We start from the raw sequence: 15,899 nt of genomic DNA, 5'->3' as shown, positions 1-15,899 counted from the left end.
GTGATCACCCATGTCTTCCTCCGCCCTTTCCGCGCCCTCCCGACTCGATGTCGCCGGTGACCTGCTCACCCTCCTGCGCGACACCTCCACCGAACCGCGCCCCGACGTCCAACTGGAGGCCCTGACCCTGGCCGTCGCCGCCGACCTGCCCGTACTGCTGTGGGGCGAGCCGGGGATCGGCAAGACCGCCGCCCTGAACCAGTTGGCCGCCTCCCTGGACCTCCCCCTGACCACCGTGATCGCCAGCGTGCACGAGCCGTCCGACTTCTCCGGGCTGCCCGTCGTCGGCGACGACCCCGCCGAACAGGGCGTGCCGATGGCCCCGCCGGACTGGGCCGTGCGGCTGGTCCGGGCCGGCCGGGGCCTGCTGTTCCTCGACGAGCTGTCCACCGCGCCGCCCGCCGTGCAGGCCGCCCTGCTGCGGCTGGTGCTGGAACGGCGGATCGGCGCCCTGCGGCTGCCGCCCGGCGTACGGATCGTGGCCGCCGCCAATCCGCGCGCCTCGGCGGCCGACGGCTGGGAGCTCAGCCCGCCGCTGGCCAACCGGTTCGTGCACCTGAACTGGACCCACGACCACGAGGTCGTCGTCCGCGGCCTCGGCGGCACCTGGCCCCGCGCCACCCTGCCCCGGCTCGACCCCGGGAAGCTGCCCGAGGCGGTGCGCTTCGCCCGCCGCGCGGTGTGCGAATTCCTCACCGCCCGGCCCCCGCTCGTGCACCGGCTGCCCAACAGCGAGACCCGCCGGGGCGGCCCCTGGCCCTCCCCGCGCAGCTGGGAGATGACCCTCACCCTGATCGCCTTCGCGACCGCGGCCGGCTCCACCCGCGACGTCCTCTCCCTGCTGGTCCGGGGCACCGTCGGCGACGGACCCGGCCTGGAGCTGCTGGCGAGCCTGGACCGGATGGACCTCCCCGACCCCGAGGTACTGCTCGCCGACCCGGCCGGCGCCGACCTGCCCGAGCGGGGCGACCTGCGCCAGGCCGTGCTCGACGCGGTGGTGGCCGCCGTACGCGCACGCCCCGAGAAGTCCCGCTGGGACGCCGCCTGGGCGCTCCTCGCCCGCGCCGTCGACACCGGGGCGCCCGACCTGGTCGTCGTCCCCGCGACCACCCTCGCCACGCTGCGCCGCGAGGACTGGGACGTACCGGCGACGATCGAACGGCTCGCCTCGGCCGTGTCCCTGTCCCGGCGCGCGGACCGGGCCGCCGCCCGCGTCGCGGTCGGGACGACGGCGGGCCGATGACCACGCACCCGCCTCGGACACCGGCCCCCGCACTCGACCTCGGCAAGCTCCTCTCCGCCCGGCTGCAGGCCGCCCGCGCCCGGCCCTACCTCGCGACGGCGCTGTTCGCGCTGCACCCCGTCGAGTCCCGGCGCGTCCCCACGATGGCCGTCGACCGGCACTGGCGCTGCTACGTGTCGCCGGCGTTCGTGGACGCCACACCGGTGGAGGAACTGGCCAGCGTCTGGGTGCACGAGGTGTCGCACCTGCTGCGCGACCACCACGGACGCGGCGACCGCGTCGCCCGCGAACGCGGACTGCACGGCCCGGGGGAGCGGCTGCGGATGAACATCGCCGCCGACTGCGAGATCAACGACGACATCTACGGCGACGGGCTGGCGCGCCCCGACGACGTGGTCCTGCCGGAGACCCTGGGGCTGTCCGGTGGGGAGCTGATGGAGGACTACCTGCGCCAGTTCCGGCTCGGACCGTACACCCAGGGCATGGTCTGGCTGGACTGCGGCAGCGGCGCCGACGGACTCGAACGGGACTGGGACCTGGGCCCGGACGGCGCCCACGGGCTCAGCGAGCAGGAACGCGACGCCGTGCGCTTCCGGGTGGCGCGGGGCATCACCGCACGGCCGGGCAACGCGTCGAAGGGATGGCGGCGGTGGGCCGAGGAGGCGTTCCATCCGCCGCAGCCCTGGCGGGAGTTGCTGGGCGCGGCACTCCGCTCGGCGGTCTTGGGATCGGGCGCGGGGGACGACTACAGCTACGGGCGGCCGGCCCGGCGCTCGGCCGGGGTGCCCGGTGCCGTACTGCCGAGCCTGCGGCGCAGGCCGCCCCGGGTGTCGGTCGTCATCGACACCTCGGGCTCGGTCAGCGACGCCGAACTGGGCAGCGCGCTGCTGGAGGTCACCGCGATCTCCCGGGCCGTGGGCGGCCGCCGCGACATGGTCTCCGCGGTGTCCTGCGACGCGGCGGCCGGCCGGGTGCACCGGCTGTGCCGTGCCGAGGGCATACCGCTGACGGGCGGTGGCGGTACGGATCTGCGGACCGGCTTCGCCGAGGCCCTCGGGTCCCGGCCCCGGCCGGATGTCGTCGTCGTCCTCACCGACGGACAGACACCGTGGCCGGACACCCGGCCACCGTGCCGGACGGTGGTGGGCCTGTTCCCCCGCGCGCGGACGTCATGGGACGAGGACGACCCCGACTACGTACCGGACACCCCGCCCGACTGGGCCCGTGTGGTGACCCTGGGCGCCGACGCCCGATGAGGGGCGGCGGGAACCGTTCAGCTCCGCGCGGTACCCGGCGGCCGGTACGTCCACTCCCGGTCCGCGTCGGTGATCGGCCGCAGTACGCGGGCCGGGGTCCCGGCGACGACCGTCATCGGCGGCACATCGGCGGTCACCACACTGCCGGCCCCGACGACCGAGCCCCGCCCGACGGTCACCCCGGGCAGGATCACCGCGCTGGCGCCGATCCACACGTCGTCCTCGATGCGCACCGGCGCCGAGAACTGGCTGCCGTCCCGGCGCAGTCCGGGGTGGACGGGATGGCCGGTGGTGCTGATGGTGACATGGGGCGCGAACATCACGCGGTCGCCGACGAAGACCTCGACGTCGTCGACCAGGGTGAGACCGAAGTTGACGTACACGTCGTCGCCGAGGTGCGCATGCCGGCCGTAGGCGACGTACAACGGCGGTTCGATCCACACGCCCCGGCCCACCGAGCCGAGCAGTTCGCCCAGCAGGGCGCGGCGGGCCTCCTCGTCGCGCGGCCCGGTGGCGTTGTACTCGGCGGCGAGTTCCTTGCCGCGCAGCCGCTGCTCCTCGAGCAGTCCGAGGCCGGGCGCCGAGTCGGTGTACAGCTCGTGGGCCGCCATGCGGCGGCGTACCTCGCGCTCGGCGTCGTCGTCGTGTGCCACTGGTTCTCCATGGGTGTCGTGGAAGCGGTCCGGCCGCACCACCGGGCGGTGGTGCGGCCGGATGCGGGTGGATCGGTCAGTCCGTGACGTCCGTGACCGTCCAGCGCTGGTTGGAACCGGAGTTGGGCTGCCAGGTCGTGACCGCGGCGCCCTCGTGCGTGGCCTGCCCGCCGACCTCCAGGAGGCGCCCGGTGGCCGCGTTGACCAGGGTCCAGGTGCCGTCGCCCGTGGTCGACATGATCCACTCGGCGGCCGGGTCGCGTTCACCGGTGTCGGGCTCGGCCACCGGCACGTCGTCCCGTACGGTCAGCCGCCTGCCGTCCACCGGGTTGGTGAACTCGTAGCGTTCCCGCACGCCGTCGTCGGGGCGCACCGCGCTCAGCCGCCACTGCCGGGCGGCCGGGTCGTCACCGGTGCCGATGACGAGGTGCGTGCCGTCGTCCGCGACGGTGACGGCCTTGCCGCTCTGCACACCGGTCAGGGTGTAGGTGTGGCCCTTGCGCAGTTGCGGGGCGTCCTCCGCGACGCCGGAGACGCCCTTGACCTCGAAGGACGTCACCGACTGGGCGGGCACGGCGAAGGTGGCCGCGCGGTCGGTGACCTTGACGGCCCGGTGCCGTTCCAGCTTGCCGTCGGCGCTGGTCACCACGGGCGTGACGGTCGCGTTCCGGCTGATGTGACGGAACTTGGACAGGTCGACGGTGACGTCGCGCGCCTCGGTGGTGCTGTTGACGTGGACGACCGCGGCGCCCCTGCCGTTCTTCGTCACCGCCGCCGCGCTGGAGGTGTCGTCCACCTTGATCAGCCGGTCACCGGGCTTGATGAAGTGGGTGAAGTTGCGGGCGGTGTCGAACTTGGTGTTCGTGTGGATGGGGCAGGTCTCGAGGGTGTCCTCGGAGGTGCAGCTGAAGGGGAGCTGGATCTCGCCCCAGTTGCCGCCCTTGGCGGACTCGCCGCCGGGCTTCATGTTGTCGTAGTCCTCGACGGGCTGCCAGAACACCCAGGCGCGCGGCTCCAGTTCACGCAGGTCGTCGACGATGCGCTGGGCGAGGCCGAGACCGGGACGCATGTCCGTGAAGCTCTGTCCGTCGCCCCAGTCGCCCTCGACCTCGCTCATCCACAGCCGCTTGTCCTCGGCCTTGGCGATGTCGCGCACGGTGGTGCGCTGACCGGTGCCGTAGGTGTGGACGTTCATCTGGCCGACGAGGTCACGCGCCTCGGGCGAGTAGGTGTTCCAGTTCCGCGCGAAGATGGACGGGTTGGTCTCGTCCATGGCGGAGATCTCCGCCTTGGTCTTCGCCTTCTTCAGCGCCGGGGCGAGCGCGTGGAGCACCTTCTCCTGGAGCTCGGGACCGATGTGGGCGCCCTCCTGACGGCCGCCGACGGGTTCGCCGTCCGCGCCGAGCCGGGTGCTCCAGTAGTCGGTGTTCGGCTCGTTGAAGGGGTCGACGGTGTCGACCTCGATGCCGTGCGCCTTCTCCAGCCGCTTGGTGGCGCCCGCCATGTAGGCGGCGAAGTCGTCGACCGACTCGGTCTTCAACTGGTCGGCGGTCGCGTCGAACCCGCCGGACACATAACCGCTGACCGTCATGAACCAGGGCGGGGAGTTGCTGAAGGTCTCCCAGTGGGTGATGTCCTTCTTGATGCGGTCCACCCACCACCGCTGGGTGGCGTCGGCGTTCTCGTTCCAGTCGGCGGGATCCTCGGCGTCCCACCAGTCGGTGTCCTCGCGGGTGGTGCCCGCGGGCGCCTTCCACCAGCCCTCGACCGCGCCGCCGGCGCGCAGGTAGTCCTGCACGTCGGGGGCGTTGCCGCCGCCGACGTTGTACCGGGCGATGTTCAGGGCGAGACCGTCGTCGCCGAACAGCAGCCGTGCGAGCTTCTCGCGGATCTCCGGCGGGTAGTCGCCGGTGGCGTTGGCGAACCAGACGAGACTGGTGCCCCAGCCCTCGAACTCCTCCTGCTGGTAGGAGGGGTCGGGCCGGACGGTGACGGAGGGGAGGTCCGCTGCCTGGGCGGCGGCGGACGTCGGCCCGGGGATCAGGGCGGCCCCGGTGGCCAGGGCTGCGGTGAGCCCGGCGGCGGTAAGGAGCCGTCTGTTGCGGGTGCGGCGTGCCATCGGTGTGCTCCCAACAATGAGGTGTGGTCGCGCTTCGGTGGACCCTCCCGTCGCAGTCGCTGCCGGCGGGAGGGGACGGCCCCCGGAACGGGTGCGTGCCGTTCCGGGGAGTGGTGGGGGTGGGTGTCAGGCGGGCGGCTGCCGCAGTACGGCGACCGCGCGGGGCCCGAGCGTGAGGGCGCCGTCGGTGCCGGTGGTGCCGACGAGCACCTCTCCGTCGAGGCCGGGCACCACAACGGTGTCGTCGGTCCGGTTCACCAGGAACAGGAACCGTCCCTCGGCACCCCGGCGTACGACCGGCTCGACCGACCCGCGTACCGGGACGGGCAGTTCGCTCTCCACCCCGGCCCGTTCCAGCAGGCGAGGCAGCAGCGAGGTGAGCCCCTCGACACCGAGCCGGGTGGAGACGTACGTGGCGGACCCCCCGCCCGCCGGCCGCCGGGTGACGGCGGGCCTGCCCGACTGCTCGCCGGTGCGGTAGCGGGCCAGCACCTCCGTCCCGGCGCCGGTCACGGTGATCCGGTCGGTCCACAGGGCGCCGCTCGTGCCGTCGTCGAGCTCCACGCTGTCACCGGCGAGCAGCGGGCCGAACTCCTCGATGCGGATGCCGAGCAGGTCCCGCAGGGCGCCCGGATAGCCGCCGAGCCAGACGTGGTCGTGCTCGTCGACGACACCGGAGAAGTACGTGGTGATCAGATGGCCGCCCTGTTCGGCGTACCGGGTGAGGGTCTTCGCCAGGTCGGCCGGGACCACGTGCAGCACGGGGGCGATCAGCACCTGGTGGCGGTGCAGGTCGGCCCGGGTGGTGACGAGGTCGGCGCGGACGCCGAGGGCGAGGAGCGCCGAGTACCAGTCGAGCGCCTCCTGCCGGTAGTCCAGCAGGGAGGTGGGGTGGGAGTCCTGCTCGCTCGCCCACCACGACTCCCAGTCGTAGAGGATGCCGACCCGGGCGGGCTCCCGCTCGGACCCGGCGATCGGGGCGAGGTCCTTGAGGGTGGCGCCGAGGCCGGTCACCGCGCGGAACAGCTCGCTGTCCGCACCGGCGTGCGGGACCATCGCCGAGTGGTACTTCTCGGCGCCCGCCGCCGACTGCCGCCACTGGAAGAAGCAGACCGCGTCGGCGCCGTGGGCGACGTGCAGCAGCGAGTCGCGGGCCAGGTCGCCGGGGCGCTTGGCCACGTTGACGGGCTGCCAGTTGACGGCGCTGGTGGAGTGTTCCATCAGGAACCAGGGCCGTCCGCCGGAGATGCCGCTGGTGAGGTTGGCGGAGAAGGACAGCTCGTCGCGGTCCTGCGGGCCGGGGTGGACGTAGTGGTCGTTGGAGACGAAGTCGATCTCGTCCGCCCAGTCGGGGTAGTTCATGCCCTTGGTGCCGCCCATCACCATGAAGTTGGTGGTGACGGGGACGTCCGGGGTGAGCTCCCGCAGGATCTCCCGCTCGGCGCGCAGATGGTCCTTCAGCGCGTCCGAGGAGAACCGCTTGAAGTCGAGCTGCTGGGTGGGGTTGGGGTGGGAGGCGGCCAGCCGCGGCGGCAGGATCTGCTCCCAGTCGCCGTACCGCTGCGACCAGAACGCCGTGCCCCAGGCGGTGTTGAGCGCGTCCACCGTGGTGTAGCGGGCGCGCAGCCAGTCCCGGAAGGCGCGGGCCGCGTCGTCGGAGTAGTCGTAGACGTTGTGGCAGCCCAGCTCGTTGTTGACGTGCCAGGCGACGAGCGCCGGATGACCGGCGTACCGGGTCGCCAGCTCCCGGACCAGGCGCAGCGCGTACGCGCGGAAGACGGGCGAGGTGGGGCGCCAGTGCTGGCGCGCCCCCGGCCACAGGGTCTCGCCGGTGGCCGTGACCGGGAGGATCTCCGGGTGGGCCGTGGTGAGCCAGGGCGGCGGGGAGGCGGTGGCGGTCGCGAGGTCGACGCCGATGCCGCCCTCGTGCAGCAGGTCCATCACCTCGTCGAGCCAGGCGAAGTCCCAGGTGTCCTCGGCCGGTTGCAGCCGGGCCCAGGAGAAGATCCCCACGGACACGAGGTTCACGCCGGCCTCGCGCATCAGCCGGACGTCCTCCTCCCACACGGTGCGGGGCCACTGCTCGGGGTTGTAGTCGGCGCCGTAGACGAGACGGGGGGCGGGGTCACCGTCCGCCCCGCCGGTGCGGGACAGGAGGGTGGAGATCATGGCGGTCCTTCCGGATGGGGCGGCGCGGGACGTCCGCGCCGCCCGACAAGTGCTACTTCTCGACGGTGAAGCCCTGCTCGTTGCCGTACTCGACGGAGGCCTCCTGCCAGGTCTTCAGGCCCTCGGCGAGCGTGGTGTCCGAGACGTAGGCCTTGCCGACGGTGTCGTTGAAGATCGAGTTGGCGTACACCTGGTACGGCAGGTACGACCAGTCGTCGGCGACGTTCGCGGCCGACTCGGCGAATATCCTGTTGGCCTGCTGCCCGCCGAAGTACGGGAACTCGGTGTTCTGGAACGCCTCGGAGTTCAGCTGCTCGGTGGTGGCCGGGAAGGCGCCGCCCTTCACCCGTGTGTCGACCCCCTCGCCGGCGCCCGCGTACTCGACGAAGGCGTAGGCGAGCGCCTCGTTCTCGCCGAGCTCGGGCAGGGTGAGGGCGCTGCCGCCGTTCTCCGCGCTCGCCTTGCCGCCGGCCTTCCACTGGGGCAGCGGGGCGACGCGCCAGTCACCGGCGGCGTCCTTCACCCCGGAGGCGAGGTTGGCGGGCATCCAGGCGCCGATGGCCAGGGTGGCGATGGTGCCGTCGCCGAGGCCCTTGTACCACTCGTCGGACCAGCTGGTGACGGGCGCGACCAGCTTCTCGTCGAGGAGCTTCTGCCAGGTGCCGGTGTAGGCCTTGGCGCCCTCGTCGGTGAAGTCGATGCCCACCTCGGTGCCGTCGACCTGGTACGGGCGTGAACCGGCCTGCCACAGCAGGCTGGTGGTGAAGCCCGCGTCGCCGGCGTCATTGGTGATGTACGCCTTCGGGTCCGCCTTGTGCAGGGCGCGGGCCGCGTCCACGTACTCGTCCCACGTCGTGGGCACCTCGATCCCGTACTTGTCGAAGACCTTCTTGTTGTAGAACAGCGCCATCGGACCGGAGTCCATCGGCAGGCCGTAGACGCCCTCGCCACCGGCCTTCACACCGTTCCACGGACCGGGGGAGAACTTCTCGGCGAGCTTGTCGGCGCCGAAGCCCTTGAGGTCGGTGAGCTGTTCGGTCAGCGCGTACTGGCCCATGGCGTAGTACTCGACCTGGGCGACGTCGGGGACGCCCTTCTTCGCGGACATGGCGTTCTGCAGCGCCTTGTACTGGTCGTTGCCGGTGCCCGCGTTGACCAGGTTCACCTTGACGTTCGGGTGTTCCTTCTGGAAGTCGGCGGCCACCTGCTTCAGCGTGGGTTCCCACGCCCAGACGGTGAGGGTGCCGCCCTTCTTCAGCGCGGCCCGGACGTCCGACTCGGAGACCGTCTTGGGACCGGACCCCTCGTCGTCGGATCCGCCGCAGGCGGTGGCGCCCAGGGCGAGGGCGCAGACGAGGGCTGTGCCGCGCAGCAGGCGGCGGGAGGAGTGCTTGCGCATGGACGTGCTTCCACTTCTTCGTGGCCGAAACCGTGACCGATGGGCAAAGAGAGGGGGCGGAGGGGGAGTCATTCCTTGACGCTTCCGGCGGCGAGACCCGACTGCCAGTACTTCTGCAGCATCAGGAACGCGGCGATCAGCGGGACGATGGTGACCAGTGAGCCGGTGACGACCAGATGGAAGACGGGCTGGCCGCCGGCGGTCGCGGCCTGGGCGTTCCAGCTGTGCAGGCCCAGGGTGAGCGGATACCAGTCCGGATCCTTGATCATGATCAGCGGCAGGAAGAAGTTGTTCCAGGTCGCGACCATGGTGAACAGCGAGACGGTGACGATGCCCGGCGCCAGCAGCGGCAGCGCGACGGTGAAGAAGGTGCGCACCTCGCCCGCCCCGTCGATCCGCGCCGCCTCCAGCAGCTCGGTCGGGATGGCCTCACTCGCGAACACCCACATCAGATAGAGACCGAACGGGGAGATCAGCGAGGGGATGATCACCGCCCAGGGCGTGTCGGTGAGACCCATGTTGCTGAACATCAGGAAGGTCGGCACCGCCAGCGCGGTCCCCGGCACCGCCACCGCGCCGATGACGACGGCGAACACGGCCCGGCGCCCGGGGAAGTCGAACTTGGCGAGCGCGTAACCGCCGAGCACCGCGAGGAAGGTGGCACCGCCCGCGCCCACCACCACGTACAGCAGGGTGTTGAGCAGCCAGCGGGTGAAGACGCCGTCGTCGTAGGTGAACGTCTCGGCGATGTTGTCCCAGAGGGCGAAGTCGCCGTCGAACCACAGGCCGAACGAACGGGACAGCCCCTCCTGGGTCTTGGTGGCGCTGATCAGCAGCCACACCAGCGGCACCAGGCTGTAGAGCAGCACCAGGGAGGTGAGCACGGTCAGCAGGACGCTGCGCCGGGGGCGGCCGGGGGAGTGCGCACGCCGGGGCGTGCGCAGCCGTACGGCGGAGCCCTGCGGGGACGCCGCCGGTCCGGCGGAGGCGGGGGTGACGGTACTGGTCATCGCTGCTTCACACTCCCTTGCGCATGCCGCGGAGCTGGACGACATAGGCGATGACCATGGTGATCAGCCCCATGACGATGGCGACCGTCGCGGAGTAGTTGTGCTGCTGGCCGGAGAAGGACAGCGAGTACGTGTAGTAGTTCGGGGTGTAGTCGGTGGTGATGGCGTTGGGCGCCAGCTTCTGCATGACGCTGGGTTCGTTGAACAGCTGGAAGCTGCCGATGACGGAGAAGATCGTCGCGATGACGAGCGCACCGCGGATCGCGGGCAGTTTGATGGCGGTGATGACGCGGATCTGCCCGGCGCCGTCGATCTCCGCCGCCTCGTAGAGGGAGTGGGGGATCACCCGCAGCGCCGAGTAGAAGATCAGCATGTTGTAGCCGACGAACTCCCAGGTGACGATGTTGCCGATCGCGGCCAGCACCAGGTCGGGGGAGAGGGGGTCGGGCAGCGAGAGGCCGAAGGCGTCGTTGAGGTCACTGACCAGGCCGAACCGGGTGCCGTACATGAAGCTCCACATGAGCGTGGCCACGACGGCCGGCACCGCGTACGGCAGGAAGATCGAGATGCGGAAGAAGTTCTTTCCGTACAGCCGGCCGCTGTCCAGGGCCAGGGCCACCAGCAGCGCGATGCCGAGCATGATCGGCACCTGGACGCAGAGGAAGAGCGAGACCCGGCCGAGGGCGGCCCAGAACCGGTCGTCCTGGAGCGCCTGTTCGTAGTTGTCGAGGCCGACGAAGGTGGTTCCGCCGATGAGCTGGTCACGGAAGAGACTCAAGTGGACCGAGTACGCGATCGGCGCCAGGAAGACCAGGGCGAACACGGCCACGAAGGGGCCGATGAAGCCCCACCCCGTCCAGGAGCGGCGGTCCCGTCTCACCGGGGGCGGGGCCGGCCGCGGCTCCGCGGCCACCGGCGGTTGCAGCGTCGTCATGTCGTTCCTCGCTCGTCAACATTTCCGAACCGGTGGCTCCGCCCCCCGGCGCGCAGCCGGGCGGCCTGGCCTCCCACACTCGATGTTTACGCAAACATCACCCACCGCGAAAAGAGGGCTGAGCTGTTATGTTTACGTAAACATCCGGTGGCGGCATGTCTACACTGCCCCGAGGACGACGGTCAAGGGTCCCCTGGGGAAACCGTGACGCGAGCAGCGACAGGAAGGCGGCTGACGTCGAGTGGACACGGTTGAGAGAACGCCGGTGGACCTGCCCGGCCCCGACGCCGAGCCGGCCGGGACCGCGCGGGACACGGCCGGCGGGGCCCCGGCCCACCGGCGCACCCGTGCCCGCGCCACGGCCTCCATGGCGGACGTGGCCCGGCTCGCGGGAGTCTCCTCGCAGACCGTCTCCCGCGTCTCCAACGGCTACGCGGGGGTCACCGAGGAGACCCGCCGTCAGGTGCTGGCCGCGATGAAGGAACTCGGCTACCGGCCCAACAGCGCGGCCCGCGCCCTCAAACGCGGCGAGTTCCGCACCATCGGCGTCATCACCTTCACCCTGTCCACCACCGGCAACGTCCGCACCCTGGAGGCGATCGCGACCTCCGCCGCGCACGAGGGGTACGCGGTGACGCTGCTGCCGGTCGCCGTACCCACCCAGGACGAGGTGCGCGGGGCGTTCTCCCGGCTGGAGGAACTCGCCGTCGACGCCGTGATCGTCATCATGGAGGTCCATCTGCTGGACGCCGCGACGGTGAAACTGCCCCCGCACGTCCAGGTGGTGGTGGTCGACTCCGACGCCGGCGACCACTACACGGTCGTCGACACCGACCAGGCGGGCGGCACCCGCGCCGCGGTCCGGCACCTGCTCGGCCTCGGCCACCGCACGGTGTGGCATCTGGGCGGCCCCGAGGGGTCGTTCGCCGCGCAGCGCCGCACGGACGCCTGGCGCGCGGCCCTCACCGAGGCCGGACGGGTGCCGCCGCCCCTCATCCGGGGCGACTGGTCGGCGGACTCGGGCTACCGGGCCGGCCTCGAACTCGCGGCCAGGGACGAGTGCACGGCCGTCTTCGCCGCCAACGACCAGATGGCGCTGGGCCTGTTGCGCGCCCTGCACGAACGCGGCCGGCGCGTGCCCGAGGACGTCAGCGTCATCGGCTTCGACGACATCCCCGAGGCCTCCTCCTTCCTGCCCCCGCTGACCACCGTCCACCAGGACTTCGCCGAGGTGGGCCGGCTCTGCGTCCAGGCGGTGCTGAGCAAGATGCGCCAGGACGGTCCCGAGCGGGGCACCACCCTCGTCCCGACCCGGCTGGTGCCACGCGCCAGCACGGCACCGCCGCCGGGAGCCGTCTGACGATCGAACTCCTGCCCTCCACGAGCCAGTTGGTGTGCGAGACTTGATGATCGTCAGGCACCCTCGATCCACTCCTGGGACGGATTCAGCCATGCCGACCGGCACACCCGACGACCTTCCGCGGATCGACACCGGCAAGGCGCACCCGGCACGGGTCTACGACTGGCTGCTCGGCGGCAAGGACAACTACCCGGTCGACGAGGCCGTGGGGGAGAAGCTGCCGCCCGAGGCGCGGGACGCCGCCCGGCAGAACCGCCGGTTCATGCACCGGGCGGCCGCCTGGCTCGCCGGGCAGGGCGTCGACCAGTTCCTCGACATCGGCACGGGCATCCCCACGGAGCCGAACCTGCACCAGATAGCGCAGGCCGTCGTCCCCGCCGCGAAGGTCGTCTACACCGACAACGACCCGATCGTGCTGCGGCACGCCGAGGCCCTGCTGATCAGCAGCCCCGAGGGCGCCACGGACTACATCCAGGCCGATGTGCGCAGCCCGGGCGACATCATCCGGCACGCCCGCGGCGTGCTCGACTTCCAGCGCCCGATCGCACTGTCCCTGATCGCCCTGCTGCACTTCCTCCCCGACGACCAGGACCCCCTCGGCATCGTCGGCGAGCTGCGGTCCGCGCTGCCGCCGGGCAGCTACCTCGTGCTGTCGCACGCCGCCTCCGACCTCCACTCCGAACTGGCCGAGCAGGTCACGGCCGAGTACGCCCGCGCCGGCATCCGCCTCGGTCTCCGCACCCGCGCCGAGGTCGCCCGCTTCTTCGACGGCCTGGACCTCGTCGACCCCGGCCTGGTGACCGCGCCGGAGTGGTTCCGGACGGCTCCGGCGCCGTCGCCCGAGGACAGCGACATCTACGCGGGTGTGGCGCGGCTCTCCTGACCCTTCGGTGATCACCGAAGGGTCCGCGGGCTAGCGTCCTCACATGAACGTTTCCTCGGACCGGGGCCGGCACCGGGCACCCTCGGGCGGCGACGACGCCACCGGAGCCACGGCGTGACGCCGCTGGAGATGGCCGGCGTCTTCGCGGCGGGCGTCGGCGCCGGCGCCATGAACGCGGTCGTCGGCTCGGGGACGCTGGTCACCTTCCCCGTGCTCCTCGCCACCGGGCTGTCCCCCGTCACCGCCACGGTCTCCAACGCGCTCGGACTGATCCCCGGCTCCGTCAGCGGCGCCATCGGCTACCGCAGGGAACTCGCGGGCCAGGGCCGGCGCGTCCGCAAGTTCGGCGTCGGCGCCGCGCTGGGCGGGCTCTGCGGCGCGACGCTCCTGCTGGCCCTGCCCGCCGAGGCGTTCGAGACCATCGTGCCGACCCTGGTGGGGCTCGCCCTCGTCCTCGTCGCCTTCCAGCCCCTGATCGGCAGGAAGGTGCGCGCCCGCCGTGCGAAGGGACACTCCTCCCGCCGCGACGGCGGATGGCCGCTGTCCGCCGGCATGGCCCTGGCCAGCGTCTACGGCGGCTACTTCTCCGCCGCGCAGGGCATCATCTACATGTCCCTGATGGGGCTGTTCATCGACGAGCCGCTGCAACGCCTCAACGCCGTCAAGAACGTGCTCGCGGCGATCGTCAGCACGGTCGCGGCGGCCTTCTTCGTCTTCGTCGCCGACTTCGACTGGACGGCCGTCGCGCTCATCGCGGCCGGTTCCGCCCTCGGCGGCCAGCTCGGCGCCAGGACCGGCCGCAAGTTCAGCCCCGCGGTGCTGCGCGCCCTCATCGTCACGATCGGCACCCTCGCCCTCGTCCAGCTCCTGCGCTGACCACCGCCCGCTCTCAGGGCAGGATCGAGTCGACGTAGCCGCCGTCGACACGCAGCGCCCCGCCGGTCGTCGCGGAGGCCTGGTCGGAGCCGAGGTAGACGACCATGTGGGCGATCTCCTCCGGCTCGATCAGCCGCTGCAGCAGCGACTGCGGCCGGTGCTCGCGCATGAAGGCACGCTGCGCCTCGTCCCACGGGAGGTCGCGGTCCACCAGCTCGTACACGAAGTCCTCCACCCCGCCGGTGTGGGTGGGTCCGGCGATGACCGAGTTCACCGTGACGCCCGTGCCCGCCGCCTGCTTGGCGAAACCCCGGCTCACCGCGAGCAGCGCCGTCTTGGACATGCCGTAATGGATCATCTCGGCGGGAGTGACGATCGCCGAGTCGCTGGCGATGTACTGGACGCGTCCCCAGCCGCGCCCGGTCATACCCGGCAGGAACAGCCGGGTCAGCCGCACGGCGGCCAGGACGTTCACCTCGAAATAGCGCCGCCACTCGTCGTCGGTGATCTCCAGCGGGTCCGCGGAACCGAAGACGCCGAGGTTGTTGACGAGGATGTCCACCCGCGGCAGCGCCTCGGCGACCTGCCCGGCGCCCGCCTCGGTGGTCACGTCCGCCGCGACCGGTACGACGTCGGCGCCGGGCACCTCCCGTTCGAGGGCGGCGGCGCTCTCCCGTACGCGCTCGGCGGAGCGCCCGTTGACCGCGACCCGGGCGCCCGCCCGCGCCAGCCCGGTGGCGATCGCCGCGCCGATGCCCTGGGTGGAACCGGTGACCAGCGCCGTACGGCCCTTGAGATCGATCTGCACGTCGTGCCTCTCCTCCACCTGGGTACCAGTGCCTGCATGCGATGCCCGAACACGGACGGAAGGCGCTGCCCGCGCACACGCTCCGCCTGCTCCTGCTCCTTCCCCGCGAAAACGGTCGAATCACCGCGAACCACCTGTTGGGCATACGCTTCTGATAACGCACTCGTGAGGAGGCGGGAGGCGACGTGACGGCCGAACACGCGGACGCACCGGACGGCCGGACGGGGGCCGGGACCGGTGCGAACGGTGACGATCTGCTCCACGGGCTGGAGGTGGACGACCGGCGCCCGGAGCGGCCCGTGCTGCTCGACGCCGACGGCACCCCGATCGAGACCTGGCGGGAGAACCACCCCTACGACCGCAGGATCCGCCGGGCGGAGTACGACCGCACCAAGCGCATCCTGCAGATCGAACTGCTGAAGATGCAGCGGTGGGTCAAGGACACCGGCCAGCGCATCGTGGTGGTCTGCGAGGGACGGGACGCGGCCGGCAAGGGCGGCACCATCCAGCGGTTCATGGAGCGCCTCAACCCCCGAGGCGCCCGCGTGGTCGCGCTGGAGAAGCCGACCGAGCGGGAGTCGGGCCAGTGGTACTTCCAGCGCTACGTGGCCCATCTGCCGGCCCGCGGCGAGATCGTCTTCTTCGACCGCTCCTGGTACAACCGCGCGGGCGTCGAGCGGGTCATGGGCTTCTGCACGGAGGCCGAGTACCGCCAGTTCCTCCAGCAGACGCCGATGTTCGAGCGGCTGCTCACCGACGACGGCATCATGCTGGTGAAGTTCTGGTTCTCCGTCTCCCGGGCCGAGCAGCGCACCCGGTTCGCGATCCGCCAGGTCGATCCGGTGCGCCGCTGGAAGCTGTCGCCGATGGACCTCGCCTCGCTCGACCGCTGGGACGACTACACCGAGGCCAAGATCGAGATGTTCCGGGCGACGGACACGCCCCACGCGCCGTGGACGGTGGTGAAGAACAACGACAAGCGGCGGGGCCGGCTGGAAGCCATGCGCAGTCTCCTGGACCGGTGCGACTATCCGGCGAAGGACCACGAGGCCCTGGGCAAGCCGGACCCGCTGATCGTGGGCGCGGCGGACACCCTGCTGGAGGCCGGTGAGGAACCCGCGGTCCTCTCACCGACCCCCCTGGCGGGACCCGGTCACGGCCCGGGCAGTCACCCGGACGCGTGATCCCG

Annotated in this window: 13 protein-coding genes; 6 read left to right on the top strand and 7 right to left on the bottom strand. The window is 71.7% G+C overall.

Annotated elements, in window-relative coordinates:
- The first annotated feature begins 10 nt into the window (after positions 1 to 10).
- Both ACZ62B_RS32385 and ACZ62B_RS32380 read left to right on the top strand, forming a co-directional pair.
- On the top strand, positions 11 to 1,243 hold the full coding sequence (locus tag ACZ62B_RS32385; RefSeq protein ID WP_468890529.1) for an AAA family ATPase: 1,233 nt from the start codon (positions 11 to 13) through the stop codon (positions 1,241 to 1,243).
- Positions 1,240 to 2,499: a vWA domain-containing protein gene (locus ACZ62B_RS32380; protein WP_469693071.1), complete on the top strand. Its 1,260-nt coding sequence runs from the start codon at positions 1,240 to 1,242 to the stop codon at positions 2,497 to 2,499. Before ACZ62B_RS32385 ends, ACZ62B_RS32380 begins: the two co-directional genes overlap by 4 nt.
- A 17-nt stretch (positions 2,500 to 2,516) precedes the next feature.
- Here ACZ62B_RS32380 and ACZ62B_RS32375 read toward each other — a convergent pair whose 3' ends face one another.
- From ACZ62B_RS32375 to ACZ62B_RS32350, 6 genes are all read right to left on the bottom strand, one after another.
- Complete coding sequence (locus ACZ62B_RS32375) at positions 2,517 to 3,110, bottom strand: sugar O-acetyltransferase (protein WP_469693104.1); 594 nt, start codon at positions 3,108 to 3,110, stop codon at positions 2,517 to 2,519.
- A 118-nt stretch (positions 3,111 to 3,228) separates the two neighbouring features.
- A complete protein-coding gene (locus ACZ62B_RS32370; RefSeq protein ID WP_469693069.1) occupies positions 3,229 to 5,271 on the bottom strand; it encodes an RICIN domain-containing protein in 2,043 nt (680 codons plus the stop codon).
- 126 nt (positions 5,272 to 5,397) lie between these two features.
- Entirely contained in the window at positions 5,398 to 7,440 is a 2,043-nt protein-coding gene (locus ACZ62B_RS32365) for a beta-galactosidase (RefSeq protein WP_468890524.1), read from the bottom strand.
- Between the two features lie 52 nt (positions 7,441 to 7,492).
- Complete coding sequence (locus ACZ62B_RS32360) at positions 7,493 to 8,839, bottom strand: ABC transporter substrate-binding protein (RefSeq protein ID WP_468890521.1); 1,347 nt, start codon at positions 8,837 to 8,839, stop codon at positions 7,493 to 7,495.
- A 68-nt stretch (positions 8,840 to 8,907) separates the two neighbouring features.
- Positions 8,908 to 9,849, bottom strand: coding sequence for a carbohydrate ABC transporter permease (locus ACZ62B_RS32355; protein WP_344562538.1), 942 nt, complete (start codon positions 9,847 to 9,849; stop codon positions 8,908 to 8,910).
- A gap of 7 nt (positions 9,850 to 9,856) precedes the next feature.
- The gene (locus tag ACZ62B_RS32350; RefSeq protein ID WP_344562536.1) at positions 9,857 to 10,783 is read right to left on the bottom strand and encodes a carbohydrate ABC transporter permease; all 927 of its coding nucleotides are present in this window, start codon (positions 10,781 to 10,783) and stop codon (positions 9,857 to 9,859) included.
- A 367-nt stretch (positions 10,784 to 11,150) separates the two neighbouring features.
- Here ACZ62B_RS32350 and ACZ62B_RS32345 point away from each other — a divergent pair, with 367 nt between their 5' ends.
- From ACZ62B_RS32345 to ACZ62B_RS32335, 3 genes are all read left to right on the top strand, one after another.
- Positions 11,151 to 12,143, top strand: coding sequence for a LacI family DNA-binding transcriptional regulator (locus ACZ62B_RS32345; RefSeq protein WP_344562793.1), 993 nt, complete (start codon positions 11,151 to 11,153; stop codon positions 12,141 to 12,143).
- Between the two features lie 91 nt (positions 12,144 to 12,234).
- On the top strand, positions 12,235 to 13,026 hold the full coding sequence (locus tag ACZ62B_RS32340) for an SAM-dependent methyltransferase (protein WP_344562534.1): 792 nt from the start codon (positions 12,235 to 12,237) through the stop codon (positions 13,024 to 13,026).
- 129 nt (positions 13,027 to 13,155) lie between these two features.
- Complete coding sequence (locus tag ACZ62B_RS32335; RefSeq protein ID WP_382052388.1) at positions 13,156 to 13,902, top strand: sulfite exporter TauE/SafE family protein; 747 nt, start codon at positions 13,156 to 13,158, stop codon at positions 13,900 to 13,902.
- 13 nt (positions 13,903 to 13,915) lie between these two features.
- Here the strand turns inward: ACZ62B_RS32335 and ACZ62B_RS32330 are convergent, their stop codons facing one another.
- Positions 13,916 to 14,710 carry an SDR family NAD(P)-dependent oxidoreductase gene (locus ACZ62B_RS32330; protein ID WP_344562530.1) on the bottom strand — a complete coding sequence of 265 codons (795 nt, stop codon included), beginning with the start codon at positions 14,708 to 14,710 and terminating at the stop codon, positions 13,916 to 13,918.
- A gap of 185 nt (positions 14,711 to 14,895) precedes the next feature.
- On the opposite strand from ACZ62B_RS32330, the gene ppk2 reads away from it, so the two are divergent.
- The gene (gene ppk2 / locus ACZ62B_RS32325) at positions 14,896 to 15,894 is read left to right on the top strand and encodes a polyphosphate kinase 2 (RefSeq protein WP_344562528.1); all 999 of its coding nucleotides are present in this window, start codon (positions 14,896 to 14,898) and stop codon (positions 15,892 to 15,894) included.
- Positions 15,895 to 15,899: the final 5 nt, after the last annotated feature.

This window comes from Streptomyces sp. NPDC053426 (genome assembly GCF_055585405.1).
Note: the sequence above shows the minus strand (reverse complement) of the source record. Positions and strands in the feature narration are given on the sequence as shown.

Coding starts and splice junctions, on each gene's coding strand:
- ACZ62B_RS32340 (WP_344562534.1), top strand. CDS start 12,235: ATGCCGACCGGCACACCCGACGACCTTCCGCGGATCGACACCGGCAAG.
- ACZ62B_RS32335 (WP_382052388.1), top strand. CDS start 13,156: ATGGCCGGCGTCTTCGCGGCGGGCGTCGGCGCCGGCGCCATGAACGCG.
- ACZ62B_RS32355 (WP_344562538.1), bottom strand. CDS start 9,849: ATGACCAGTACCGTCACCCCCGCCTCCGCCGGACCGGCGGCGTCCCCG.
- ACZ62B_RS32375 (WP_469693104.1), bottom strand. CDS start 3,110: ATGGCGGCCCACGAGCTGTACACCGACTCGGCGCCCGGCCTCGGACTG.
- ACZ62B_RS32385 (WP_468890529.1), top strand. CDS start 11: ATGTCTTCCTCCGCCCTTTCCGCGCCCTCCCGACTCGATGTCGCCGGT.
- ACZ62B_RS32365 (WP_468890524.1), bottom strand. CDS start 7,440: ATGATCTCCACCCTCCTGTCCCGCACCGGCGGGGCGGACGGTGACCCC.
- ACZ62B_RS32380 (WP_469693071.1), top strand. CDS start 1,240: ATGACCACGCACCCGCCTCGGACACCGGCCCCCGCACTCGACCTCGGC.
- ACZ62B_RS32350 (WP_344562536.1), bottom strand. CDS start 10,783: ATGACGACGCTGCAACCGCCGGTGGCCGCGGAGCCGCGGCCGGCCCCG.
- ACZ62B_RS32360 (WP_468890521.1), bottom strand. CDS start 8,839: ATGCGCAAGCACTCCTCCCGCCGCCTGCTGCGCGGCACAGCCCTCGTC.
- ACZ62B_RS32345 (WP_344562793.1), top strand. CDS start 11,151: ATGGCGGACGTGGCCCGGCTCGCGGGAGTCTCCTCGCAGACCGTCTCC.
- ACZ62B_RS32370 (WP_469693069.1), bottom strand. CDS start 5,271: ATGGCACGCCGCACCCGCAACAGACGGCTCCTTACCGCCGCCGGGCTC.